19 protein-coding genes are annotated in these 25298 nt (G+C 42.7%); 3 read left to right on the top strand and 16 right to left on the bottom strand.

Annotated elements, in window-relative coordinates:
- The first annotated feature begins 207 nt into the window (after positions 1 to 207).
- Entirely contained in the window at positions 208 to 1185 is a 978-nt protein-coding gene (locus ACK8P8_RS12140) for a hypothetical protein (RefSeq protein WP_369860563.1), read from the top strand.
- A 182-nt stretch (positions 1186 to 1367) separates the two neighbouring features.
- Here the strand turns inward: ACK8P8_RS12140 and ACK8P8_RS12135 are convergent, their stop codons facing one another.
- The 16 genes from ACK8P8_RS12135 to ACK8P8_RS12060 all read right to left on the bottom strand — a co-directional run bounded on the left by ACK8P8_RS12135 (position 1368) and on the right by ACK8P8_RS12060 (position 23159).
- Positions 1368 to 1880, bottom strand: a complete 513-nt coding sequence (locus ACK8P8_RS12135) for a DUF4494 domain-containing protein (protein WP_369860562.1) — start codon at positions 1878 to 1880, stop codon at positions 1368 to 1370.
- A 225-nt stretch (positions 1881 to 2105) separates the two neighbouring features.
- The gene (locus ACK8P8_RS12130; RefSeq protein WP_410025934.1) at positions 2106 to 3611 is read right to left on the bottom strand and encodes a hypothetical protein; all 1506 of its coding nucleotides are present in this window, start codon (positions 3609 to 3611) and stop codon (positions 2106 to 2108) included.
- Positions 3608 to 4153, bottom strand: a complete 546-nt coding sequence (locus ACK8P8_RS12125; protein ID WP_410025933.1) for a TlpA family protein disulfide reductase — start codon at positions 4151 to 4153, stop codon at positions 3608 to 3610. Before ACK8P8_RS12125 ends, ACK8P8_RS12130 begins: the two co-directional genes overlap by 4 nt.
- 1 nt (position 4154) lies before the next feature.
- Entirely contained in the window at positions 4155 to 5675 is a 1521-nt protein-coding gene (locus tag ACK8P8_RS12120) for a hypothetical protein (RefSeq protein WP_410025932.1), read from the bottom strand.
- Between the two features lie 14 nt (positions 5676 to 5689).
- Positions 5690 to 6433: a DUF4843 domain-containing protein gene (locus tag ACK8P8_RS12115; protein ID WP_410025931.1), complete on the bottom strand. Its 744-nt coding sequence runs from the start codon at positions 6431 to 6433 to the stop codon at positions 5690 to 5692.
- Positions 6434 to 6444: 11 nt separating this feature from the next.
- Positions 6445 to 7986, bottom strand: coding sequence for a RagB/SusD family nutrient uptake outer membrane protein (locus ACK8P8_RS12110; RefSeq protein WP_410025929.1), 1542 nt, complete (start codon positions 7984 to 7986; stop codon positions 6445 to 6447).
- A gap of 11 nt (positions 7987 to 7997) precedes the next feature.
- Positions 7998 to 11264 (bottom strand): SusC/RagA family TonB-linked outer membrane protein, encoded by a 3267-nt coding sequence (locus ACK8P8_RS12105; RefSeq protein WP_410025928.1) that lies wholly within the window; start codon positions 11262 to 11264, stop codon positions 7998 to 8000.
- Positions 11265 to 11417: 153 nt separating this feature from the next.
- On the bottom strand, positions 11418 to 12578 hold the full coding sequence (locus ACK8P8_RS12100) for a FecR family protein (RefSeq protein WP_410025927.1): 1161 nt from the start codon (positions 12576 to 12578) through the stop codon (positions 11418 to 11420).
- A gap of 92 nt (positions 12579 to 12670) precedes the next feature.
- Positions 12671 to 13255: an RNA polymerase sigma-70 factor gene (locus ACK8P8_RS12095; RefSeq protein WP_186977265.1), complete on the bottom strand. Its 585-nt coding sequence runs from the start codon at positions 13253 to 13255 to the stop codon at positions 12671 to 12673.
- 327 nt (positions 13256 to 13582) lie between these two features.
- Positions 13583 to 13939: an RNA-binding regulator gene (rbp, locus tag ACK8P8_RS12090; RefSeq protein ID WP_410025926.1), complete on the bottom strand. Its 357-nt coding sequence runs from the start codon at positions 13937 to 13939 to the stop codon at positions 13583 to 13585.
- Between the two features lie 198 nt (positions 13940 to 14137).
- The gene (locus ACK8P8_RS12085; protein WP_410025925.1) at positions 14138 to 15418 is read right to left on the bottom strand and encodes a thioredoxin family protein; all 1281 of its coding nucleotides are present in this window, start codon (positions 15416 to 15418) and stop codon (positions 14138 to 14140) included.
- Between the two features lie 63 nt (positions 15419 to 15481).
- The gene (locus tag ACK8P8_RS12080) at positions 15482 to 16216 is read right to left on the bottom strand and encodes a hypothetical protein (RefSeq protein ID WP_410025924.1); all 735 of its coding nucleotides are present in this window, start codon (positions 16214 to 16216) and stop codon (positions 15482 to 15484) included.
- Positions 16217 to 16226: 10 nt separating this feature from the next.
- On the bottom strand, positions 16227 to 16880 hold the full coding sequence (locus ACK8P8_RS12075; protein WP_410025923.1) for a hypothetical protein: 654 nt from the start codon (positions 16878 to 16880) through the stop codon (positions 16227 to 16229).
- Entirely contained in the window at positions 16868 to 18439 is a 1572-nt protein-coding gene (locus ACK8P8_RS12070) for a RagB/SusD family nutrient uptake outer membrane protein (RefSeq protein WP_410025922.1), read from the bottom strand. The genes ACK8P8_RS12075 and ACK8P8_RS12070 overlap by 13 nt, the downstream gene beginning before the upstream one ends.
- Before the next feature lie 11 nt (positions 18440 to 18450).
- Positions 18451 to 21936 carry a SusC/RagA family TonB-linked outer membrane protein gene (locus ACK8P8_RS12065; protein ID WP_410025921.1) on the bottom strand — a complete coding sequence of 1162 codons (3486 nt, stop codon included), beginning with the start codon at positions 21934 to 21936 and terminating at the stop codon, positions 18451 to 18453.
- A gap of 146 nt (positions 21937 to 22082) precedes the next feature.
- Positions 22083 to 23159: a FecR family protein gene (locus ACK8P8_RS12060; RefSeq protein ID WP_410025920.1), complete on the bottom strand. Its 1077-nt coding sequence runs from the start codon at positions 23157 to 23159 to the stop codon at positions 22083 to 22085.
- Between the two features lie 148 nt (positions 23160 to 23307).
- On the opposite strand from ACK8P8_RS12060, the gene ACK8P8_RS12055 reads away from it, so the two are divergent.
- Positions 23308 to 23880, top strand: a complete 573-nt coding sequence (locus ACK8P8_RS12055; protein WP_410025919.1) for an RNA polymerase sigma-70 factor — start codon at positions 23308 to 23310, stop codon at positions 23878 to 23880.
- A 51-nt stretch (positions 23881 to 23931) separates the two neighbouring features.
- Positions 23932 to 25233: an alpha-L-fucosidase gene (locus tag ACK8P8_RS12050; RefSeq protein ID WP_410025918.1), complete on the top strand. Its 1302-nt coding sequence runs from the start codon at positions 23932 to 23934 to the stop codon at positions 25231 to 25233.
- The last annotated feature ends 65 nt before the right edge of the window (positions 25234 to 25298 follow it).

Below are 25298 nucleotides of genomic sequence, written 5' to 3'. Positions count from 1 at the left end.
TCAATGATAGAAAACCATACAACAACTTACTCCAAAACAGAGGAAAAATACCGGAAAACTTCTCCAAAACGGAGAAAAGCAAAACCCCACACTTGAATATTATACTTAAACGCATTTTAAGCTAATATTTATCAAAAAACTCCGTATTTATAGTTATTTTTGATATTATATTTAACATATTCCATCTTTAAATAAACACAAACCATTATGCAAAAGAAGGATCTCCATGACGAATTCATTGATGAATTATGCAAGAAAGTCCCCAAAAGGGCAGACCTGATAAACTTGGTATCCGACATTCTAAAGTTAGAAAAGGAATCCATCTACAGGAGATTGGCAAGAAAAGTGAATTTCTCTATCCGGGAAATGGGAATACTGGCAAAAGAACTGAATATCTCTATCGACAGACTACTTTACAAAGAAGAAGACCATCAATGGCTCCCCGTCGCGCTGGCAATCCCCCTGAAACTAGATTCTATGGATTGCTTGTGTGACATGATAGAGCAAAACATCAAACGAATTGCATACATCAACCGGGACGCTCCCGGACAAATGGGAAATGTTTACCACATCCTACCACTGGAGTTTTTCATTCATTACCCCATGATCATGAAATTCATGTTCTTCAAATGGGGAAATTACTTCATCCGCTCGGAAAAATTCAATCATTTTTCTTCATGGGAACTTCCCCACAGATTATCTACCCTCACGGAAAACTACATTGACACGTACAATTTTGAAAAAATTTTCTACATTTGGGACAATTCATTAATCTGGATATTGGCCAGAGAAATTGATAATTTCTACAAAATGAACATTATCACGACGCAAGAAAAAGAAGATATAAAGGAAGAACTTCACAAACTCCTATCAAATATCGAAATGACGTTAAACGGCACCCGTGTACCCGAAATCCCATACCCGCCGGAAACAACCTTCTACGTTTCCTCCGTCAATATCGGCTTTACAAGCAACTACTATCAATCCGGCAACAGACACTTTGCCACCTTTCAAAGCAACTTCAGCTTCTCCATGATAGAGAACTCCGAGGAAGACTTCGCCAAGGTGAAAGAATGGATAAACTCCTTTTGTGATATATCTACCTTACTCTCCAAAAGCGGACGTTTCGAGAGAAGGCTGTTTTTCAACGCACAGTACAAAATATTGGACGATATTCTGGAGTAAACCCTTATCCGGGTTTTCCCCAAGTAATCCTATGGCAAAACTATCTCTTCCCGCCCACAACGCTCTTGTCAAACACTTGTATCCCCGATAAAAATCGTTGCTATAAGCATTCCATATCGTAGCTGTAAGCGGGAAGAGGTAGTATAACCCTAGGATAGCCCTAGGATTAGGGCAGGTTTTCCCTATTCGAATTCTTCGGTATTCGCCTCCATCTCACCGAGAGGCTTCAGATTCGAAGGAATCCTCTCCTCCGCATCATCCGAGAAATAAGGGAACACGTCCATGATTGTCGTGTCGGCAATAGAAGCGATCTCGAAAGGAACCACGTAAGTAGACAGACTCTTTTGCAAATTAACCAAAGCACACTCCAAATCAGACCCCGCGATCAGGAAATACTGACCGGATTTCTTCTCTTTTCCGCTAATCTGGTCGGCATCAATAATATTCACCTTCGCCTTGTACCACTTGTCGTCATTCCCATCATTCGACTCCACCAACTCCGTCACGTTCGATTTCTTCAACGCGGCAATATAAAAATCCCCCTGAATCATCTCTCTCAAACACTCCGTGATCCTGCTCTCCGCCTCCGTGTAAGACATGGCATCCAACAAATACGACTCGGACATTTTCTTCTCTTTCCCATCCTCACCCACTTTCACGTATTTCACCTTCGCTTCAAACCAATTTGCTATCATTTCTTCTGTTTTTTAATTTGTTTAATCGGACAGCAAAATTAAAATAATTCTGCCCAAAACGCACCTCTCTAAAAAAAATAAAAATTCATAGCAACGACTTTTTTCTATTGTTTCCACTCAAAACGAAGCGAAGAATCTCCCGCCAATGGCGTTTTTCACGAGATCCTTCGCTATACTCCACACAACATTCAAGAGTTGGACGGTCAATCTCTTGTTCTTTCCGCTCTATTTATCCACGTCCAATTCAATCCGATAAGTCTTTCCCGGTTCTAAAAACGCATTCCGAATAAAAAGAAAGTCCTTATTTACACTAATATCCCAATTCATCTCTCGCGAGGTTGCTACCCGGGGATTTCTAAGTCGCTCGGGGAAGAAAAAACAAATCGGCAGATTCCCCACCGCACAATGCAAATCCCCCATACCATAAGTTGAAAAAAGCTCTCCACATAGCCTATCCCATGTATAATCCGCCGACACCTTAATCGTTACAACACACTTTTTCCCTCTTGTACGAGTGGTTATCGTGTAAGGGCGGTCATGGGAGAGATCCTTCACTCGCACATCCCAAAGCGGATCTCCGTAATAGACCCAAATATCCCGTTCGTACCAATAACCGAATTTATCTATCAAAGCCGGATTGTTCGGTTCTTTTTCCTGCAGTTCACTATAAGCTCCGTAACAAAGCCGTACCATTTTTATCCGATCATCACTATATTGGCAAGGCTTATAAAGTAATTCCGACTCCCATTCATTCAGGTGCCACAAGACATCCTGTTGATTCAAAAAATAGGCTTCCGCCAACGTAAACCGTCCGGCATCCGTCAACCAATACTTCAAAGTTCCCCACGTACCGCATCCATGAAAAGAAAAAGTTGTGGAACCGACAAATGCTGTCACGCTCCCGTCATTCATCCAAGCAACAGGAATACTCTCACGAGTAGTGTGAGTTCGCCCCCCGCTCATTTGCGCGAAATAGACTCGGGATTGCCCGCCCGGTTTTAGACGTCGGTCACCCAACCACAATTTACCTTCCCGGGGAAACACAATCTCCCTTTCATTCTCGGTTCCTTGTAATAAAGGCATCCGATTACCCAACTCTTCTACTTGATAAACGATCAGATCCGGTTGCGCAGTTTCCACCCAACGCACCATCCGTTCACTCATACCAGCTTGCTCTTCAAAGACATGACGACTCACGGTATCACCTTCTCCATTTTTTTCGTACCACACGCCACCTTGATCACAAAGTCCCATCTTTTCAAAATACTTCCCATCACGAAAATCATCGTTCCTCAAACACCATGCAGATCTCACCTCTTTGGGTGTCCGAGCCCTTTCCACAAGTGCCAAAGCGGCATCTGCATCATAACCGGTAATTATTCCCCACAAGAAATCAGTATAAATGTCATCGTCCACCCTTCGGCTCATTTGGTTCAAGTCTATAACGAATTGACGATTTATCCGTTCCGGCTTCTCTACTATCGCCACGTACCGGGGAGCCAGTTCTTTCAACCGGGATAAAGCCTCCGAGGTGAACTCCCCGTATTCCACAACTTGAGCTTGATGAATTTCGACCAATTTATCTACCACTTTTTTCCACTCCCGGTCAGCTTGCACATTCTTCCCCACCAACACGACGTATTCCGTTCCCCCGACTTTTCCACCCGCGCAAAGCAACAATCCTATCATGAATAATAAAACCCGACAACATTTCAAATTACCGTTCATCATATACCTTTCAATTTTATCAACGTTTCTTTTGTTTTTTCATCAGAAGGGCGAGTCATGAATGCATCCACGATATCACCCTTTTTATCCAACAGGATAAACCGGGGTACGGATTGAATTTGATAGAAATCTTTCATATCTTTCCCCTTCCCCATCCACAACTGTACTCCACTTAAACGTTGTTCTTTCACGTACTTTTCCCACACCGCTTTATCCTCATCACAAGACATACTCACGAACACTATTTTTTTACCCTTCATTTCCTTTTCCAGTTGTTTCAAATAAGGAATCTCCGCTTTACATGGACCACACCACGTGGCCCATATATCAATGTAAACATACTTCCCTTTAAAATCCTTTAACTCCACCCAACGTCCTTTATTATCCTTATAGCGGAAATTAAGAGCGGGACACCCCGCTTTCAAACGCTCTTTTTGTATCTCTATTCCGGAAATCATCTTCGGAAAAACAGGATTTCCAACCAGCAATAAACCGAATAGAAATACAAAAAGAAAGCCTAACACGTGTACCTTTTTACAAAACATACTACTTTTCATTAAATTCCACGGGTTTCCACATCACTTTAATTGCCCGGTCTGAAATACCCTTGATAGTTTTCTCTACCGTCATAGTAGCCGGATTAACTATTAACAATTTTCCTTTCAATTCGGTATCCGCATTCTTGTTATACACGCATACCCACAAGTGCTCCCGATTCGGACTCATCTCCATACAAGTGATTTCATCATCGGGATCATCTAAAATAAGTTCGGGCTTAGTAGGCAATTCAGGCTCTTGCGCCATATACACCCAACGATAAATCTTATTCCCTTGATAATAGTAAATGTATTGATATTTCCCGTTAGAAACCATCCGGCTATCGGCAGTCAAGTTCAAATCACCGTCTACGGTGTAAATATAAGGATCGGATTCAAACACTATTTCCCGGGTATCCCAATCCCAACTATTGAAATCACTTTTATGAATACTGACTTTTCGCGGATTACCTTTCTCGACAGCCACCAATACTATTTTTCCCGATTTATCAATATATGCACCATTAATGACCTGTTTACCGGTAAATCGTTCTCCACTGGTAAATGTACTATTTCCAAACTCAATACCCCATACATTTGAATGAGTATTGTCAATAAACCATCCAAGATAAGTCGTCAATCCCCAATCCTCATCTTTACATTCTCCAACAATTATTTTATCATACTCTCCGAATGTTTCACCGGGATAGGCGAGAAAACTTTCCATATGTACAAATCCGCAATCCCCCGGATGTCCCATTCGGTCGTTGGTACCGAACATCATCTTACGGGCAGCATTATCTCCGTTACCACATAATACCGTGGGATAGGCTTCCGGGTAGAATTTTTTCACATCCACGATATTTTCCATCAAAAAATATCGCCCGTTAAGAAAATAAATCTTCTGTTCCGGTTCGGAAGAGATTGCCAATACATAACTATACGGATACTCCTTCCCTGTGCGTGCAAAGATTACATCTCTAGCTCCCCGCAAAATAATTTCGGGATTTGCTTGCCCGAAAGCATTCGAATTAAAATCCGTGTTCTCCTTATCCAGCAACTCGTTTTCCTCTTTTAAACGGACAAAAGAGAGCCGCCCGTTATCCTCTTCGTCATTACTCAGGATAAGAAGCCCCCGTTCAAAAGGAGCCCGAATATTAGCCGTGAAATACTTAAAACTACTTCCATACTGATTTTCAACCCTTAATCGAATTTTAAAAACACCGGCTCGAGAAAATTCATGCTCAAAGACTTTCTCTCCACTAATGAATCTCAAAGAATCACTTCCCTCCCCTCCGTCCATTGCCATCCATCTCCACTCGTATTTCAAGGGTAAATCGGGAAGCAATTGGGTAATTTCAGGCTCTATCACTAAAGGAAAACCGAAATCCTGATACACCACCGTATCTTGTACCGAAATCACGATAGGCGATCCATCCGTTTTAAAACCGGAAGTTTTATCGTCTATACAAGCACCGGGCACCAACCATGCCATCAATACTATCCAAATATATAAAACTATCTTTTTCATAACTATCTCTCTAATTATTTATACATGGGCGGAATAACAACACCGGGTTCAGGATGTTCCTCGTAATAGTAATACAACGGAGTCATAATATATTTTGAAATCAAATACTCGACAGGACTCGGCCAAACACTGATATCCCAATATTCCCCGACATAAGCATAGAGCAATTCATACGCTTCCGGATTCGTTTCTTTCAAGGAATGATACTGGTCAAGAAATTTATACATCAATCCCGGAGAAAAAGGTCCGAAATATCGATCAACCCAAAAACTAGGTTTACTTATTTCACCATGCACGTAACACAATTTTAAAGTATCTCCCATCGTGGGTATAAAATTCTCATTTTCAATAATAGCAATCCCCACGCTCAAAGTATTCGAACGAGTATCACCTTCTTTCCGTCGATTCCAAGTAATTACGGGTAAATAAACAGAAACCTCCCCTGCCGGGATAACAAACTTTTCAGGAAATATAAAATCTTCTCCCTCTATAGCCGTCGTGAGGCTATCAACAATCTCAATCCGGACTTCCCGGTCTTTATCAACGGGATACCCCATTACAAACAGCCAACTGGTACTAGACAACTGATTACTTTGTTCCCAATAAGGAAAGCTACTATATGACGTTCCCACTCCTGAAAACTTGGAAAAATATACCCGGTCTTTAACCTCTTCATACTTCATATAGTCGGTATCGCAAGACGATAGCAAACTCCCGAAACCTATTATCCCGAATAATAATAATCTTATCTTATTCATAACCTTTACTATTAATTATTTTGTTGTTCATCTGTTTCAGATGGATATACCCCCTCTTTCCCTCCATCCCTGTATTCGAACTCATCTTCAGGTATAGGCCAAGTATATTTCTCATCTGAAGCCGGGAATGGCTGTCCCAAACTCATATAAGCAGAATAAATGGGTAGATTCTGTCGTTTACGGTTAAACCATTCCCGTCCCTCTCCAAAAAATTCCTTACGGTACTCTTTATTGATCAGGTCCATGTCAAATGTCGCTTCACCCTCTTTAAAGACAAACCCGCGAGCACTGGTATAAGTATCAAAATATTTTCTCGCTTCCGTGATTTGCCCCTTCTTCAATAAACCTTCAGCCATAATCAGATACATTTCGGAAATCCGCATCATACTGATTCCCCTTTGCTTGGAAGTTTTACCCGTATCATTGTAGATTTTATAAAACCGCCTGTGCTTTCCGGTCACGCCTTTACGTTGCCGAAACCAGCCATTATACCGGTAATCCTGTCGTCCGTCGGAAGTCGGTACCTTGTAAAGCATTTGAAAACCATAATCTACCGCTCCCATCCCTTCAGGGTAATAATCGGGATAAAGCCAAAAACCGTTCAAAGGCAATAACGAAACATTAACATCATCATCCGGATAATCGAAATTCTCCTGCAATTGCACAACATATTCTGCCAACGGGTAAATCCCCCAGAGCGTTTCGTCCTTGGAAATACAAGAAGCATACTCGTAAGCCATATTAGTTTTATCGGCAAAGTCAAATTTTTCAGAACGAATCACTTTCTCTGCATAAATCATGGCACTGTCCAAATCATTCCGCATCTGGTACACTCTTGCCAACAACCCCTGTACAGCGTAAAGATTCATGTGATACTGCCGTTCGGTCATAAAAGCATTGATCCCCGGGGTTCCTTTCCTGTCCCGTGCCAAATAATTCGGTTCATCTTCCAGCAAAGCCTCTGCCATTTTCAAATCATCTATCACTTTCCTGTAAATCGCCTCCACAGTACGGAACGGGTATACCAATGGCTCATAGGTTTCATAAAACGGAATAGCCGGAGAATTACGGGTATCTTCCCGATATGCCGGGGCAAAACAATTACACAAGTCAAAATGCATAAAAGCACGTAAAGCCAAAGCTTCCCCTTTATAAAACTTGTAATATTTAAATCCTTTATGCTCATCAACATTCTGAATAATGCTATTCACGTAATTAATATTCTCGTACATTTTAGTCCAGATATTATCAAACATACCCCGATCTGAAATTCCCGTGTAGTTAAAACTAAACAATAACAATTCCCACTGTTGACCTGCATTTTCCTTGATATAATACCCGGCAAGCAAGTCCGGCAAATACCATGACAATATTTTCCCGTACAGAGCATCTTGTGTCAAACCTGTATACACCCCGTACAAAGCATCTTCAAAACCTTCCGGGGTTTCAAACAACTTATCACCCAAAATTTCACTCTTGGGTTTTACATCCAGAAAACTGTTACACGAACTGATCCCGAACACGATGATAAATAGAAACATATACTTTTTCATAACTTGTCAGATTAAAAAGTCGGACTGATCGTAAAATTAAATCCTCGCATATAAGGATAAGAAGTTCCTCGTTCAAACTTCACGGTGGAGAGCCGCAAAACATCCGAGAAATTCACTCCTATACGCAACCGCTTCAAATAAATATGCTTTACCCATTCCGGTTTAAATTCGTAATAAATTCCGAGGGAAGACAAGTAAAACTCATTTCTTTTTTCTAAAAACCGCTCACTTTGGGCATAAACAAAACTCATGGGATCGTACCCGATATAATGCACTACATCACCCGGATTATGCCAACGTTCATAAAAAGCCCGACGATCGACATTATGAGTGGGATCAATCTGCTCAACCTTTGATGCTCGAGTCCCGTTATATATCCAACCGCCGCAAGTAATACTCATTCCGGCAAACACGGAAAAACCTTTCCAGCTAAAAGAAGTACTCAACGACAACTCCAAATCGGGAATCGTGTTTCCCATCGCCACCTTATCGGCAGGATCATAATCAAAAGTCAGTGTTCCGTCTTTTTTTACCAAAATCTCCTTACCGGTTGCCGGATCAATACCCAATGAACGTACAACATAAATAGCGGTGGATGATTCCCCCTCCTCGAACTGAACTTTGGGAGCCATTCCCCTGACTATTCCTTTATTCACCAAATCTTGATCCACCATCTGCTCTCGATTCTCATCATTCCGGTATTTCAGTGAATTACTGATTTTCTTGATTTTATCCCGATTGTGTTGACCGTTCAGGGTTAACCGCCATTGCAAATCTTTAGTTTTCAAAATCGCACCGGACAAACTCCAATCATATCCTTTGTTTACCTGTTCTCCCAAATTACTATTCAAAGTTTGGACTCCGACGGAAGGCGGATAAGAAATCGCTAAAAGCATATCCTTGGTTTTCTTATTATAGAAATTCATATCCAATTGTAAGCGGTCATCAAAAAGAGAAAACTGTACACCCATGTTCCACTCGTATGTTCTTGAAGCTTTCAGAAATTCATTAGCCATCGTTATAGGCTTGGCTCCGATTCCGGTAATAAACTGATTTTCCTTCATATAACGGTAAGTAGTACGGGTTTCCCAAGTTGACAACGTATTGCTGCCGGTAAGCCCATAACTGGCTTTTAGCCGCAACATATTAACAAAGGACCCTTCGAGGAACTTTTCATTATGGATATTCCAACCCGCTCCCACTGCCCAATAGGGCGCCCAACGATTATCCTTACTCATGCTGGAACTGGCAGAACTCCGGTAAGAAGCGTCCGCGAAATAGCGGTTCCGGTAAATAAAATTCAAGTTCCCATATATCCCGACACCGGTACTGACTGCTTCTGCCCCGGAAGGAGCCCCTGAATCGTATCCGGCAGCAAACCCCATATCATTCAGAATAGGTTTCAAAAATCCGATACCCGCAAAACTAAAGTTGTATGACTTGTCTTTATTCATGGTTCCCCCGACATTCAAACTTAATAAAGAACCTTGATCATCAATAGTCCAGTTATAAGAAAGTGTCAAATTTCCCGACCAACTGTTACGTTCTCTCCCCGCAATGGTATAGCGACCTTTCTGATCTGCATCTCTACCCAAAAAATGGAAAGACTCGGGAGAAACAAAATCATCCGACTGTTCATCACCTAATGAATAATTGAAATTACCACTAGCGTAAAGTCCTTTCAATATATCCACCCGCATATTTAAACTATTCGTGATCGTTTTACTTTTCGACTTCCGGAAACTTTCCAACGACGCTTCATACAACGGATTACGGTCTAACTTGGCATTATAACTCTTAACCCAATCCCCGTATTCATCTTTCGGCATCTCGTAAGGATTACGTATTACCCAATCTGAAAAAGTACCGTAAGGAGAATCCTTGGTATCCGTCTTACTAATATCCAAACGATAAGAAACCGTTAGAAAATCTTTATAATAATAAGCCAGATTAATACCTATCCCGTAGCGTTGCCGGAAGTCCCCTTTCATGACACCTCGGGTATCCCCGTAACGAAGAGATACATTATAATCCACTCCACTTCCCCGACCGGAAATATTAACGGAATGATCGAACGACCAACTATTACGCAAGGGAATAGATTTCCAATCGGTAAGTACACCCCGTTCCACCGCATTCCTGCGCTGCCAGTACAACTCGTCATACTCTCCATTCGGGGAATCATATATTCCACACAACCGTTCAAGTTCCAACTTCTCCAAACCGTTACACAAATCGAACGAAGACACGTCCGGAAACTGCACATCCGGCATGAAATTATACCGAACCCGCAATTTCGAATCAGTCACCCGTTTACGGGTAATAACGATCACACCGTTAGCTGCCTTATCCCCGTATATCGCTTTGGCAGAAGCATCTTTCAAAACATCGACATTATCAATATCCTGCATATCCAAATCGTACAAATTCTCCAACGAAATCTCTACCCCGTCGAGAATAATCAACGGAGTATTCAACCCGTACTCCCCGTTCACCGCCAAAGCCGTTGTTCCCCGGATAATGATTTCAGGAATAGCATTGGGATTCGAGCCCTGCTCGTTATTTTCTACCAAATGCAAACCCGGAACAGTAAAAGCCAATGCCTTAAGAATATTCGTGGAAGACACCTTCAACAACTCTTCTCCTTTTACCGAAGTTACCGACCCGGTATAGGAATTCTTGTTTTGGGTAAAATACCCGTTTACAATCACCTCATCCACTTGTTGCTGGTCTTCCTCCATCACGATTCGCAACGTGTCCGTTTTTGCCGTGAAATCTATCTGCTTCGTCTTATACCCCACGAAAGAAAATTCCAGCTTTCCCTCTTGCATCGGCAAATCGATCGCAAACCATCCTTTCTCATTCGTCGAAGTCCCCAAAGGTATTCCGGCAACCTTCACCGTCACTCCCGGCATAGCCTCCTTTTTCTCGTCATACACCCATCCTTTGACACGAACACTTTCCTTGACCTGTGGCGTCGCTGCTTTGGGAGAAATCACGATCGTTTTACCAATAAACCGATACGTGAAACGTTCTCCAAGCACTACCCGCAAAACCTCCTCCACGTTCACGTTTAACGCCGGAATCTCCACCACCCTCGTCACGTCGATCTCGTCGTCACTGTAAAAAATATCGTACTTCAACTGTGTCATTATCGTGTTGAACACTTGATCTATCGTCAATTGCTTCTTCTCGAACGACACACTTTCCGCTTGTCCGTAAGTCGTTGCCTGCACTTGCAACAACCCGACTAAAATCCAAAAACAAATCAGCTTCATAGGCAATAACATTTTTTTTATCCTACTTTTCCAATAGAATAAACCGACATCATCATTTTTTTTCATAGATTTGTAATTACATTATTATTTATTTAATCCTCACGGGTTAAAGACTGAACGGGAGCCGCAATCTCTCGTTCTTTTTTACCCGTATCAGTTCTCCTTATTTATATCCAAACTTGCCGTCACCACGTTCCCTTTCACGCTAAAACGCACATCCGAAGTCATCTCAAGAAACTTTAACATCTCTTGCAACGGCTGATGTTTATTCACCACACCCGAGAAACGACGTGATTTAATATTCTCATTCATGTAAAACATTTTGAAATCATACCATCGTTCCAATCGTTCGACCAACTCTTCGAAAGTATATGCCTTGAAATAAAATTTTCCATCCCGCCACGAAGTGTAAAGTTCCGGGCTAACCCGCTTCAACACCCCCACTCCCGTTCTCTCGTCAATCTCATATTGTTCGTTTGGTTTCATCAAGACCTTTTCCTGCCCCCGGACAATCATCACTGCCCCCTCGACCAATGTCGTCTGCCATGACTTGTTACCCGGATAAGCACTCACGTTAAAACTTGTACCCAACACCCGAACATCTCCCAATTCCGTATACACGTGAAAAGGCTTGTCTTTATCTTTTTTCACCTCGAAATAGGCCTCTCCCTTCAAATACACCTCCCGGCATTCCCGAGCAAAAGTTTCCGGAAACCTTAAAGAAGATTCGGAATTAATCCACACGACCGTCCCATCAGGCAATTCCATAGAATACTCTCCCCCCTTAGGGACAACCAAAGTATTAAACTTCATACTATCGCCGACGGCAGCACCGACAGTTCGATAATATACCTTCCCGTTTGCAGTGTCATTCACGATCTCAATCCCGTTATTTTCTTGCTTATGAAGAACCTGATGTACATCCAGCACCAAACGTTCCCCCGTTGCCAACTGTAACTCCGCCTGCAATTTTCCCGGCTCTATCCTGCCGGATTGTGCCATCTCGCTCTTCTTTTTTTCATCCCCCGGACGCACAAAATAATAAGTTAAAGAAAAAATAACGACCAACATTGCCGCGTATTTTGAGAGCCGCACTAATCGCAAACGAAGGGAGCGCGGGCGTACCTTTCGCCATCCTTGTTCCACGTTAAAACTCCAGTGTTCCAAGCCACGTATCGCTTGCCTGACCTCGAATTGCTCCCGCAACATTCTCCCCGTTTCCCCATTATCACCACTCACCTCAATATTATCTTCTCCATCTCCCCGCCACAAGGAAATAAGCTGTTCCCATTTATGAATAAAAAAATCGTTCATAACTCTATCTTGTTTCACATACGACAACCATCATTCAAAAAAAGGTGAGTCAAAAACGAACTTTTTTCAGAAAAAAAACAAAAACTTATTTATCAATTGATTTGTAAAGCGATAAAAAGCAACAAAGGAGAACTTTCTCCACCCACACGAGCACGAATATCCCGGTAAGCCTTCATAATATGCGACTTTACGGTATTAACCGATATACCTAATTCTTCCGCGATCTCTTTGTACTTTTTCCCGTCAAGACAACTCATCGTGAAGACAACCCGACACTGAGAGGGTAAAGTTTGCAAAACCTCCTTGATTTGCTCGATACGTTGTACCTCTTCCTCCGAATAATCGGAACATTGCAAGTTTTCAATAAACTCCGTCAACAATGCCCCGTGTTTCCGCTCCACTATTTTATGCTTCAACACGTTCAACGCACGGAAACGCACGGATGTAAAAAGATAAGATTTCACCGATTCCTGAACTTCCATTTTCGCTCTACTCTTCCAAATATGCATGAAAAGATCCTGTACCACATCCTCCGCTTCAGCTTGTTCTCCTAGAATCATAACAGCATAGTCACACAAGGGAATATAAAACATCCGAAACATTTGTTCAAATGCCCGTTGATCACCACTCTTAATCGCGGCAAAAACTTTCTCTATTACGCCAATCTCGCCATTCATACGGACAAATATAAAGGTTTTTCCAGACAGAATCGCATTAATATATAAAAATACTCCCACATTTGGTGCAGACCTATCGAAAGTCCATTGTATCACGATGGATGCCCCCTACTATAATCCAAGCCCATTCGGTGCTGAGTCACAGCAAAAACGCCCACCAGTGTTCATGCTACGTTCATGCTGTGTTCATGCTATGTTCATGCTATGTAGATAGTCAAGACAAACCATAGCGAAGCCATAGAGGAGCATCAAAGAAAAGCCGGTTATACCTAAAACAAAAAAAAGAGGCTTGAAAACCAAGCCTCTCTTCTGTACCATATCGATATATTAATATCTTCTGTTTGAATTATAACCTCCGCGATTACCGCCACCTCTGTTATAACCTCCGCGATTACCGCCACCTCTGTTATAACCTCCGCGGTTACCACCGTTTGATCTTTCTTCTCTCGGTTTAGCCACATTAACGTTAATCACTTTACCGTCATATTCAGCACCGTTCAATTCGTCGATCGCTTTTTGTCCCAAAGTATCGTCAGCCAATTCAACGAAACCGAAGCCTCTTGATCTTCCTGACTCTCTGTCCATAATAACTTTAGCAGATACAATCTCTCCGTATTCTGCAAACAATGTGCTTAAATCAGCGTCATCAACGCCATAGCTTAAATTTGAAATGTAAATGTTCATCAAGTACAATTTTAATAATTAATTAATAGTGATTGAGGTTGGCATTGAATAAAAGTCTACTTAACGATACAAATACATGTTAGGAAAGTGATTTAAAACAAAGGAATCAACTCAATCCGAGACAAAGGTACCTCTATTATTCGAATATGCAAGCTTTTTCATGTATTTATTTTAAATATATTACCATATTACGCGAGGCTACAATCTTTGCAACCTATTTTTTATCATCGTCTGCATTCTCACCATCATCTCTTTATCGTCTATTTCCGCACTTTTCAAAAAGGCTTGATTCAAGCACTGCTTGGCTTCATTGATTTTCCCGGTTCCCTCGTAACACTCCGCCGTAATCAACAGCAAACGGACGCGTACCATCGAATCCATATTTTTTTTCAAAGCTTGGGTTGCCCACTCGATACATTTCTGTTGCAAACTCCCGGACATCGATTTCCCGTACACGGTATATACTTCTTCCAATGCCTGAGTATAATCATTCACACTTAAATTCTCCCCCGCACCCGTGAAATATTTATCCATATTCTCCATATAAGCTTTCTCATCATGACGATGCAAACAGTAAGTGGCATCTGCCAAACAAGTGATAGCCTCTTTCACGGATAACTTTCCGAAATTAAACACCCCATATAGCTTTTGCATATCACCGTCCAGACGTTCCAATCTCTTCTTATAATTCACGTTCCCCGTTTTACACAACCGGATAATATAAGAGTTATTCAATCCTACAAGATAAGAAGACACTTCCTGTTCCCCGACACGCTCCGCAAACTCGTCGTAATGCTGTAATAAAAAATCAAAAATAGGATCGTCCTTTCCGCTTTTGGCATGATAGAGAGTAATAATCATGAAATCCGGTCGATTAATCATATTTTCCAATTTCTTGTTTTTCACGTATTCAGGAAAAAATACTTCGACCCGACTTCTCCATTTCTCCCGTTCATACCCCTGTTGTGTATTCATAAACCGGGGCGCTTCCAAAAGCAATTGTTGCAACAAACCCATGTCTTTTTTAGACTTCTTGTACTTGTCATACATCTGTTCAAAGCTAAGCGCTTCTCCGGTTACAATCTTTGCTTCATTTAGCAAAACATCCGGTGCCACGGCACCTTCTACTTGACGGATTTCCTTGCCCGCCACATCCATGAAAACCAAAGTCGGCAAAGCGGTAATCTTGTATCGTTTCACCGCTTCCGCCACATCTTTCGCCTCTACATCAAGCTGACAACACACGAAATGTTCATTAAAATAAGTACCTACTTTCGGTAATACAAATACTTGTACCGCCATCGCCTTGCACGGTCCGCACCAGTCAGCATAAAAGTCTATAAAGACTTTCTTGTTTTCTTGTTTCGCTTTTTCCAATGCTTCTTGCAAACTCCCTTCAAAGAAATGGATCTGCGCCGAAACAGGCATTCCCACCACCCATAGAAGAAACCCCAAGATAATGTATTTCACTTTATTCATGACAACAACATTTAGAGGTTACCCGGGGAAAATTCCGGGTAACCATATAACAATCAATAAGTATTATTCAATAATAAACGTAAATGCGTTTTCCAGTAAACCGGAATATCCCTCGTTTTCTACAAGAATAGAAACCCGATACGTTCCTTTCGGAGCTTTACAGGCAAACGGTAACTGCATACGCCCGCCACCATATATTTCCAACTCGCTTTTGAAAAGATCGGCATCACCATCCGGGGAAGTCACGTTTGCAATGGAATACAGAATAGGTTGTGTACCCAACACCCCCTCTATTGTTGCCGTAGACCACGGGATAGCCTCTTCTATCGTTTTCTGCAATCCAAAATATTTATTACATAATTCCTCTATCTCGTCATACCAATACCCCGCATCAAGCAGTACTTCTTCCAATTCAAAAGAAGTGTCATACAAACCGTCCAAATGATCCATCCATTCGCCCAGCTCATCCATCCTCGCGTAAATCTCGTCTATTCTTTCCGCATCCGCTTCCTCGTCCAAAGAAGCCAATTCCTCATCCAACGCGTCATATTCGTTATATACCGCCTCCACTTCTTCTTCCAGTACTTTAATTTCCTCGTACGTGTATGCCAATTCTTTCAGTTCCGGCGGATTTTGCCGTTCTATTGCCTTGATCTGTTCAAGAATCCTTCCCTCTCCGACATATAATGTATCGATAGAATACTTGGCATGCTCCGTTTTCAAGTAACCGACCGTCACTTCCCGGCAACTTACCACACAGGAACAAATCACGATCAGCAATACATATATTATTCTCATTGTATTCATTCTATAATCCTTTTAAATTAAAACTATAACTTAAAGCATGAACGACGCCATTATTCATTTGAATATCAGTCGACACGATCCGATTACTACCGTCACTTCCAGAATCACGGAGATACATGTATAAACCGATCTCACCTTTCTCCGGAATATGATTGTAATCTTCCCGGTAAGTATAAGTAAATATTTCACCTTCAAGGGCTTTATATACCTTCCCGTCCGTTTCGATATAGCCGCCCCGAACAGGTTCAAGAAATCCTCTCGGGATATCAGCAACAACGAGCCTTTGAGGTATGATTAATCTTTTCAGTATATGCTGACATGTTTCAATCGGGATATCCCGGACTGTTTGCCACTGACGTGTCGGATGCGCTTCATTATAGTCAAGCATATAAGCCAGAATACTCAAATTTGTAACACCGAAAAAAGTAATCTGCTCACTTTTCGAACCGTCGAAATATTCTTTCATTCCGGCACGTTCGATCATGATAATCGTTGAATCCCAATCATCCGGCTGGGAATGCAAATACTCCCACACGGAACAATCGTGTTTCCCGTTAGCCGATCCCGTATCGATATATTGATAATTCGTGCAGGCACTCATGACAATAAAAACGACCACAACGGAACATTTGAAAAATTTATTTATCTTCTCCATAACCAATATTTATTTTGTGTCATCAAATCATTATTATTGAAGGATTTCTTGGCAACAGGCAAATACAAAGCTCCATTAGCAATATCTTTATCCGTCAAATTCTGATAAGCCCAAGAAAGTTTATCCAAGTATCCGTTGCGGACGATATCAAAATAACGTTGTCCTTCACCGAATAACTCCCGGTCACGCTCGTTAAAAATCTCTCTCCGTAAACTCTCGCCATCCGTCGGACCGGAATATTTACCCAAGCCTGCACGTTCCCGTACATCATTCAAATCCTCAACAGCTGTCGCCATATTCAATCGGGCACGACATTCCGCCCTCAGTAATTTCAAGTCTGCCAATCTCCACAATACCCGATTTCCTTTCACGTTTTGAACTTGTCCTTCGTTACCTTCAATTTTAGAACGAATCACGTCATGCCATTTGTAGAAATAAGCATAATCGGATACAACTTTAATAGAATCAATAGCTTTACCGTCCTCATCTCTTTTAGTAATTTCCCACCAAAATACTTCTCCCAGATGATACCAGTACAAATCCCTTCGTACATCTTCTTCCTCGGGAAACATATTCTCCACCGTTTCAACCGAAACACGAGCCGTAACATAAAGCGGGAAACCGTTTTCAACCCGATCCGGTCGTGCATTGAATTCCGGGTACGTACATAACAAAATTCCCGGGTAAAGATATTCCAACCACCGAACGTTCATATAATCAATATCTTTCTCCGATACCTCTATCGAAAAGATCGTTTCGTCACTCACCCGTACCTCTCCCAGCGTACGTGACAGTAATTGCTCGATTGTCGGCTCCAACCGGTAAAAACCGCATTTCCTTTCAATAACTTCCGAAGCGTATTCTTCTGCTTTTTCCCAATACATTTTCTCACCGTAAAGACCTCCCATCCACGCATATATATTAGCTAACAACGTCTTTACCGTACCCAGACTGGCATACTGTTTCGAGACCAAAGCATTCCCGTATGAATCAACCAATTTCTCATGTATCGGCAATACAAGTGCTTTTTCCGCGCACTCGACAGCCTTCTCCAACACCTCTTTTGCCGGACTTTTGGCTAACGGATCGGTAGCCGTGGAGTTGGGGGGTATCGGGGCATCTCCCCACATACGGGCAATCTCAAAATAGCAAAGTCCTTTTATAAAATTGGCTTGGGCTAACCAAAATTCTTTCCGCTCTTTCGATATTCCCTCGAAACGGAAACTATTATCAATCAACATATCCGCATGTCCGATCAAATTATAGAAATTACCCCAAGCCATTCCCCCGTCAATTGGAAAAGCCGATAGAGCCAATTCTCTTTTGTCCTCATCCGAGTATTCGTCACAAGGTAACGCGGCGATATCAAATATAGGAACATTCATCTTCGCACCCCAAAGACCGATCTCTTTAGCCAGCATAGTTGTAACGATAGCTTCCACATCCTGCTCCGTCTTGAAGTAACTATAATAGGTCACGTCGTTTTCCGACTCGACAGTCAAGAAATCATCACACGCAAACAGAGGTAGTAAAAGCAAATATATCAGTATTCTCTTCATAATTCTTCGTCTTAAAATTTAACACTCAACCCGATAGTAAACTTCCGAGGCAACGGGTAAGAACCCAATGAATCCATCCCGTCAAAAATGCTCACGATTTCGGGATCGATCCCCGAATAATTCGTCAACAAGAATAAATTCTCTGCTGTCACGTAAATTCGAGCGCTTGCCAACCCTATTTTCTTGGCAATTTCTTGATTCAAGTTATAACCTAATGTCAACTGTTTCAAACGTAACAAGTGTATATTTTCTATATCACTATCATATTGTCCGTTATATTGCTCGCTATTATTATCGTACGCCTGCAGGCGAGGATATTTCGGATTCTTGGTTTCTGCATTCTCCCAAGCATGTATCTTTTTTAAGTCCACACGGATAGAATTTTCCGGACTTATCCACGGTTGTAAACTATAATCATCATATAATCGAAGTATATGCCTTCCCAAAGAATAATTAAACGCCATACTCAAATCAAAATCTTTCCAACGTAAGTCGCAAAAAATACCACCATGCATCTGAGGAAGAGGACTGGCCGCAAAATATTGGTCATCCTCCGTGATCATTCCGTCACCGTTCAGATCAAGAATCCGACGAGTTCCGGGATAATATATACCCTCATTCGTTCCCTGAGAATTCAAGGGCTGTTTTATACCACTGGGCAAATACATATAGGGAACTTCATCCATTGAATTATAAAAACCTTCCGTCTTATACACTCTCATCCGGTACAAGGGTTTACCGATAACTTGTTCATTAAAATCCATCCCGGTGTAACTCTTCTCGAAACGGCTCCAGTTCCGGGATGCCGTTAATTTCATGCGCCATTTTACAGCTGTTTCCCGCAATATATCAGCTTGCAATTCCAATTCAATCCCTTCGTTAGAAGATTCCAATACATTTTGCCACTGTGAATTGAACAAATAAGCATCTCCCGGCAAGTCAACCTTATTCAATTGACCTTTGGTATATCGATAATAATAATCAAATACCACCTTAAAGCGATAATTCATCAAGTCCACATCCAAGCCGATATTATACTGGTCTGTCGATTCCCATGACAATTTCCGGTTGATCAATCCACCCCCACCATTCACCGTCATACCGTACTCACCCAAGAAAGACTCCGTGGACGCGGAAAAAAGTCCTTGCGCCAGATAAGGTTGATAGAATTTTTGTCCCGACGTACCCCAGCTTCCCCGTAACTTTCCAAAACTCAACCAGTAGAAACGTTTCATAAAAGGTTCTTCCGAAAAAGCCCATCCCGCGGATACCGAAGGGAAAGTAGCCCAACGAACTTTCTCACCGAAAACAGAGGAACCGTCCCGACGTACTGTCCCTTCCAAAATATACTTCTCTTTGTAGTTATAAGACAAACGACCGAAATAACTACACATCGTTTCTTCCGTGAGCGAAGAACCGTAAGTGTATGCACCTCTGGCATAACCGTTCGAGTATATCACGTTGGAAACTCCTCCCCAACCGCGTCCCACGTAATGCACGTAATCATTCGGTCCTTTCTCTCCGGAACCGTTATTACCAAACTTCTGGTCTTTCTGAAAAGAGAGTCCCAGCAATACTCCCACGCTATGATCTTGTTTTACCTTGAAACTATAATTCAGCAGGTTTTCATTCAACATCATAATACTACGCGAAATGTTCCCTTCCGACCTAGAGAAATGGTCCTGTCTATCCAATGTACTGGGAGTAAATTTATTCAAATTCTGTTGGTTAAAATCAAGCGAACCGGAAACCGATAAATGCAAATTACGAACAAATTCATAATCCAATTTCAGATTAAAACGAGCCGAATAACTATTATTTTTCTCAATCTTCGAATTCAGATCTTCCAGCATATTCTCCTTCACGTAACTATCACCCGGAAGCAAAGACGACGTCCTGTTCGGGTCAACGGTAAGACCTTGTATCTTGGCACTTGATCCGTATGCCCCTTCTCCCCGGCTACGGTCACTGTACGCGAAAGCACTCATAAAATCCATTTTCAAATGTTTCGTCGGTTGAGAGGAAATATTAGCCGACAAAGTCGCCCGCTGGAAATCCGAACCGATAATAATACCTTCCTCTTTAAAATAACCGACACCCACGATATAGCGCATCGTTTCACTACCGCCGGATGCCTGCAAATTCGCATTCAACACTTTTGCCGTACGATACATGTAACGCCACCAATCCGTGGAGTTATTAAAGAAAGGATTCAAACTATCCTGCAAATAAATAACATCTTTAGGCTTTCCCTGTCTTCCACTCCAAAAATAATTATATATCGGACCGAATATCTTCCCAGTCAGATTGTAAACTTCTTCATAGGACGTGGGCACCTTCCATTCCTTTATTTTCGAGTCATAATAAGGCTCTGCCGTACGTTTAAGAGCATCAAGCGTATACGTCCGCTCCCCATGTCCTCCCGTAACGACCGGAGTTTTCGGTAACCAAGAAGCGGAATAAGAAACCGTGGCAGAAAGTTGGCTTTTACCGGAACGCCCCTTTTTGGTCGTAATCAAGATGACGCCATTCCCCGCACGGGAACCGTAAAGAGAAGCCGCTGCCGCATCTTTCAATACCTCTATCGATTCGATCATTGCCGGGTCAAGGTCGGCAATCGTATTCGCACCCGTTACACTTGAGGTAAAAGCTTGAATCGGCACCCCGTCTACCACGTAAAGAGGAGTACCATACTCACGATCTTCACCTTCTCCCCTTACCGCAATACCCGTATACCCGCGGATCGCCACGATAGAACCTCCGCCACCGGGTGCTCCAGACAAATTATTTACCTCGACTCCTGCCATACGTCCTTGTAACAAACTCTCCAAACTATGAGTAGGCAATTCCTGTATTTCCTCTCCTTTAATGGACGAAACAGCACTCGTCATCAACCGTTTCTTTTGTGAACCGTAAGCCACAACCTGCACTTCCTCCAATCCGGAAATATCTTCTTCCAATGTCACCCGTATCGTATCCTTCGTCACCGAATTAAATTTCACCTTTTTGGTCTTATAACCGATAAAAGAGAAAACTAATGTCCCTTTCTCCATGGGTACAGCTAACTGAAACACTCCCCGGCTATCGGTAGCCGTTCCCACGGCAGTACTGTCCAACCGGACGGTTACTCCCGGCATGGAAAGCTTCTTTTCGTCAGAAACCTTACCGACAATCACGTTAAGTTTCTTTTCCTGTGTTGCCATACGGCGAACGATAACCACCTCGTCCAGTATCTCGTAGGAATAACCATTCTCCCGCAATACCTTGTCCAACACTTGTTCCAACGTGGCATTCTTCAGGTCCACTGTCACCTTTGCCACCTCCGAAACCACTCCTTTCTGGTAGAAGAATTGTAATCCGGTCTGAGATTTCAAGAAATCCAACACCGAAACGATCTTGGCATTATTGAAATTCACGTCCAATTTCTGCACTTGCGAAAAGGAATTCGCATTTGCCATTTGCACGATGCACAAAAGAAAGAAAATCTTTAACTTCATAATTAGTAAAATTTTTCTCCACTTTCCACGGGAAAGAGGATGCTTGTGTCCATTTTTTTCCATAATTTTGTTATCATTTTTGTTTAACTTCATCTGCTGTCAACAGATGTGGTATCGAGAGGGGAATCTGTCAAATTCCCCTTTTTCTATAAACTAACCGTTACGACATTCCCTTTTACCTCGAAGGTCACGTTACTACTCTTCTCTATAATATTCAGAATCGTGTAGAAATCAGCATATCGGGGTAGATTCCCTTTGAACACGATCCCTTTTGCCTCCGCATTACGGAAAAACACAGTCACATCATACCAACGTGCCAACTTCGACATGATCTGTTCCAGATTCTGTTCTTCAAACACGAACATATTCTTCTTCCACCCCACGTATTCCTCCACGTTCACCTCACGTACGTCCAACTGTCCCTTCTCCACGCTCATGACAGCCTGTTCACCGGGAATCAAACGACAAGTATCTTTGCCTGTTTCCACGGCGACATGCCCGTTGACCAGCGTCGTGTAAACCAACGCTTCATCCGGATACGCGCACACGTTAAACTCCGTCCCCAACACCCTCACTTGCTGGTTTGCGCTCGCCACGATAAATGGTTTCTCCACGTCCCGTTGCACTTTAAAATAAGCCTCCCCTTCCAATACCACCTTTCTTTCGTTTCCCCGAAACGCAACCGGATACGTCAACTTGGAATCCGCATTCAACCACACTTCCGAACCGTCCGCCAACACCAGATGAAACTCTCCACCTTTGGGTACTACCAATTTATTGTAGACCTCCTTCTGCACGTCCTTACTTGTCACCGTCTTATACACCAACGACTGTTCATTCTTGCGAATCATCACCCCGCTCTCGGCAGCAATCTGCTCATCCTCTTTTACACTGTCCAACACGACTCGCGTGCCCCTCTCCAAGATTAAATAAGCCTTAGGAGCCCCCGGTACAATCGCAATGACGTTCACCGGGGGTTTGACAACAGACTGCCTTTCTCGCATTTGCCACCAAAGGAAGCAACCCGCACACAAGGGCAACACGACAGCCACCACTTTCAGGACGAAGCCTATCGTATGTCGCCTTGATTCACGCACCATACTCTTTTTCAACCGGACATATCCTCTCTTTTTATCGACTTGCTTCATTTGACGAAGCAAGTCGATAGCTTCATTCAACGAACTCCTGTCTATATCCGGTATATTTTGTTTCTTCTCTTCCATTTTTATCGTTTTATATATTCAAGACAGCCCAACCAAAAAATACACGTAGTCATATTTCAAAAAAAATCCCATTTTGATCGTATTTTGGAAAATATCCGTATTTTTGTCCCGGATCGTGCGATAAGTTCGTACACAAAGCCCTATTCAAATGGCTACTGAAAAAGAAAATGGTTTTACCGATTATTCTCGCGACAGAAATTCCGAGTTCGAGTCCACTTTTAACTTGTACTACTCGGGATTAATCGTGTATGCCAATCGTTTCACGGGACAGACCGAAATATCAGAAGACATCGTGCATGACGTATTTATCACGTTATGGGAGAAACGGGAATCTCTCCAAATGAACTCTGCCAAAGCGTATCTGTTCTCGTCCGTACGTAACCGTTGCCTGAACCACCTCGAACAACTCAAAGTCCGTAACGAATATCAAGAACTGCTCCTGCAAAAAGGTGACCTCACCGGACAACTGACTTGGGAATACTACGTGGAAACGGAACTCCAAGAACATATTGAGAAAGCCATACAAAAACTCCCCCCGCAATGTCAAAAGATTTTTATCATGAACCGCTTCGACGGTAAATCCATCCTCGAAATCGCAGAAGAACTGAACATCTCTCCCCGTACCGCGGAGAAACACATCGAAGTCGCCTTGAAAAAACTCCGCCAAGAATTAGCGGACTATCTCCCGGCGAGTTTATTATTCTGGTTACTGAATTTTTGATAATAAACACACATTTACTATTTTCGTAAAAAATTTAATCAAAACCATATCATGAGAAAAATATTCATCATCACGCTTTTATTATCGGGTGGAATATCATCATTCTGCCTCGCGCAAGAGAAGTATACCCCATCGAAAGAAAACTTGGAAAACAGACAATGGTTCCGGGACGCTAAATTCGGTATGTTCATCCATTGGGGAATATACAGCATGCTGGCGGACGGGGAATGGGTGCTTACCAACAAAAACCTGAATGAAGAAGAATACCAAAAACTGGCGGACGGCTTCTACCCTTCCAAATTCAACGCCGATGAATGGGTACGCGCAGCCAAAGACGCCGGGATGAAATACATCTGTTTCACCTCCCGCCACCACGACGGCTTTTCCATGTTCGACACCAAACAATCGGACTACAACGTGGTGAAAGCAACCCCGTTCAAACGCGACGTGGTCAAAGAACTCGCCGAAGCCTGCCAAAAGCACGGGCTGAAACTATTCCTGTATTACTCGCATATCGACTGGCATCGTCCCGACTACTACCCTTGGGGACGTACCGGGCGCAACACGGGGCGCACGCCTTCCGGGACATGGGAAGACTACCTGAAATTCATGGATGCCCAACTCACCGAACTGCTCACAAACTACGGTTCTATCGGGGGTATCTGGTTCGACGGCTGGTGGGACAAACTGGATGCAGACTGGCAACTGGAAAGGCAATACGCTTTAGTCCACCGCCTGCAACCGGGGTGCCTCATCGGTAACAATCACCACAAAGCACCCTTCGAGGGCGAAGACTTCCAGATGTTCGAGCGTGACCTTCCCGGGCAAAACAAGGCAGGTTACTCCGCCGATGCCGAAATCAGCACCCTCCCGTTGGAAAGCTGCGAAACCATGAACAACACGTGGGGATACAACATCAATGACCGGAACTTCAAATCGACCAAACAACTTATTCACACGCTGGTCGGTGCCTCCGGCAACAACGCCAACCTTCTCCTGAACGTGGGTCCCCGCCCCGGCGGAGATTTTCCCGAAGGTTCGGTCACGCATTTGAAAGAAATCGGGGAATGGATGAAAACTTACGGCGAAACACTCTACGGCACCCGGGCAGGTATCGTCCCCCATCAACCGTGGGGAGTAACCACTCAAAAAGATAATAAATTATATGTCCACATCCTTAATCTGGACAAAACCGAACTCCTACTTCCCATCACGGGTAAAAAAGTCAAAAGCATTGCACGTTTCAAAGATAAAACCCCGGTAAAATACAAGAAAACGAAAGAAGGCATCTTGCTCCAACTGGAAGAAATCCCCGCGGACATTGACCACGTGATAGAGATTGTTTGGCGATAAAACCGACGAAGTGTATCTTTTCTCACCCTTTTTTCGTAACTTAGCAGCCGAATAACTAAAAAAAC

This window comes from Butyricimonas muris (assembly GCF_046365375.1).
GTDB lineage: Bacteria > Bacteroidota > Bacteroidia > Bacteroidales > Marinifilaceae > Butyricimonas > Butyricimonas muris.
This window is presented reverse-complemented; position numbering and strand designations above follow the sequence as displayed.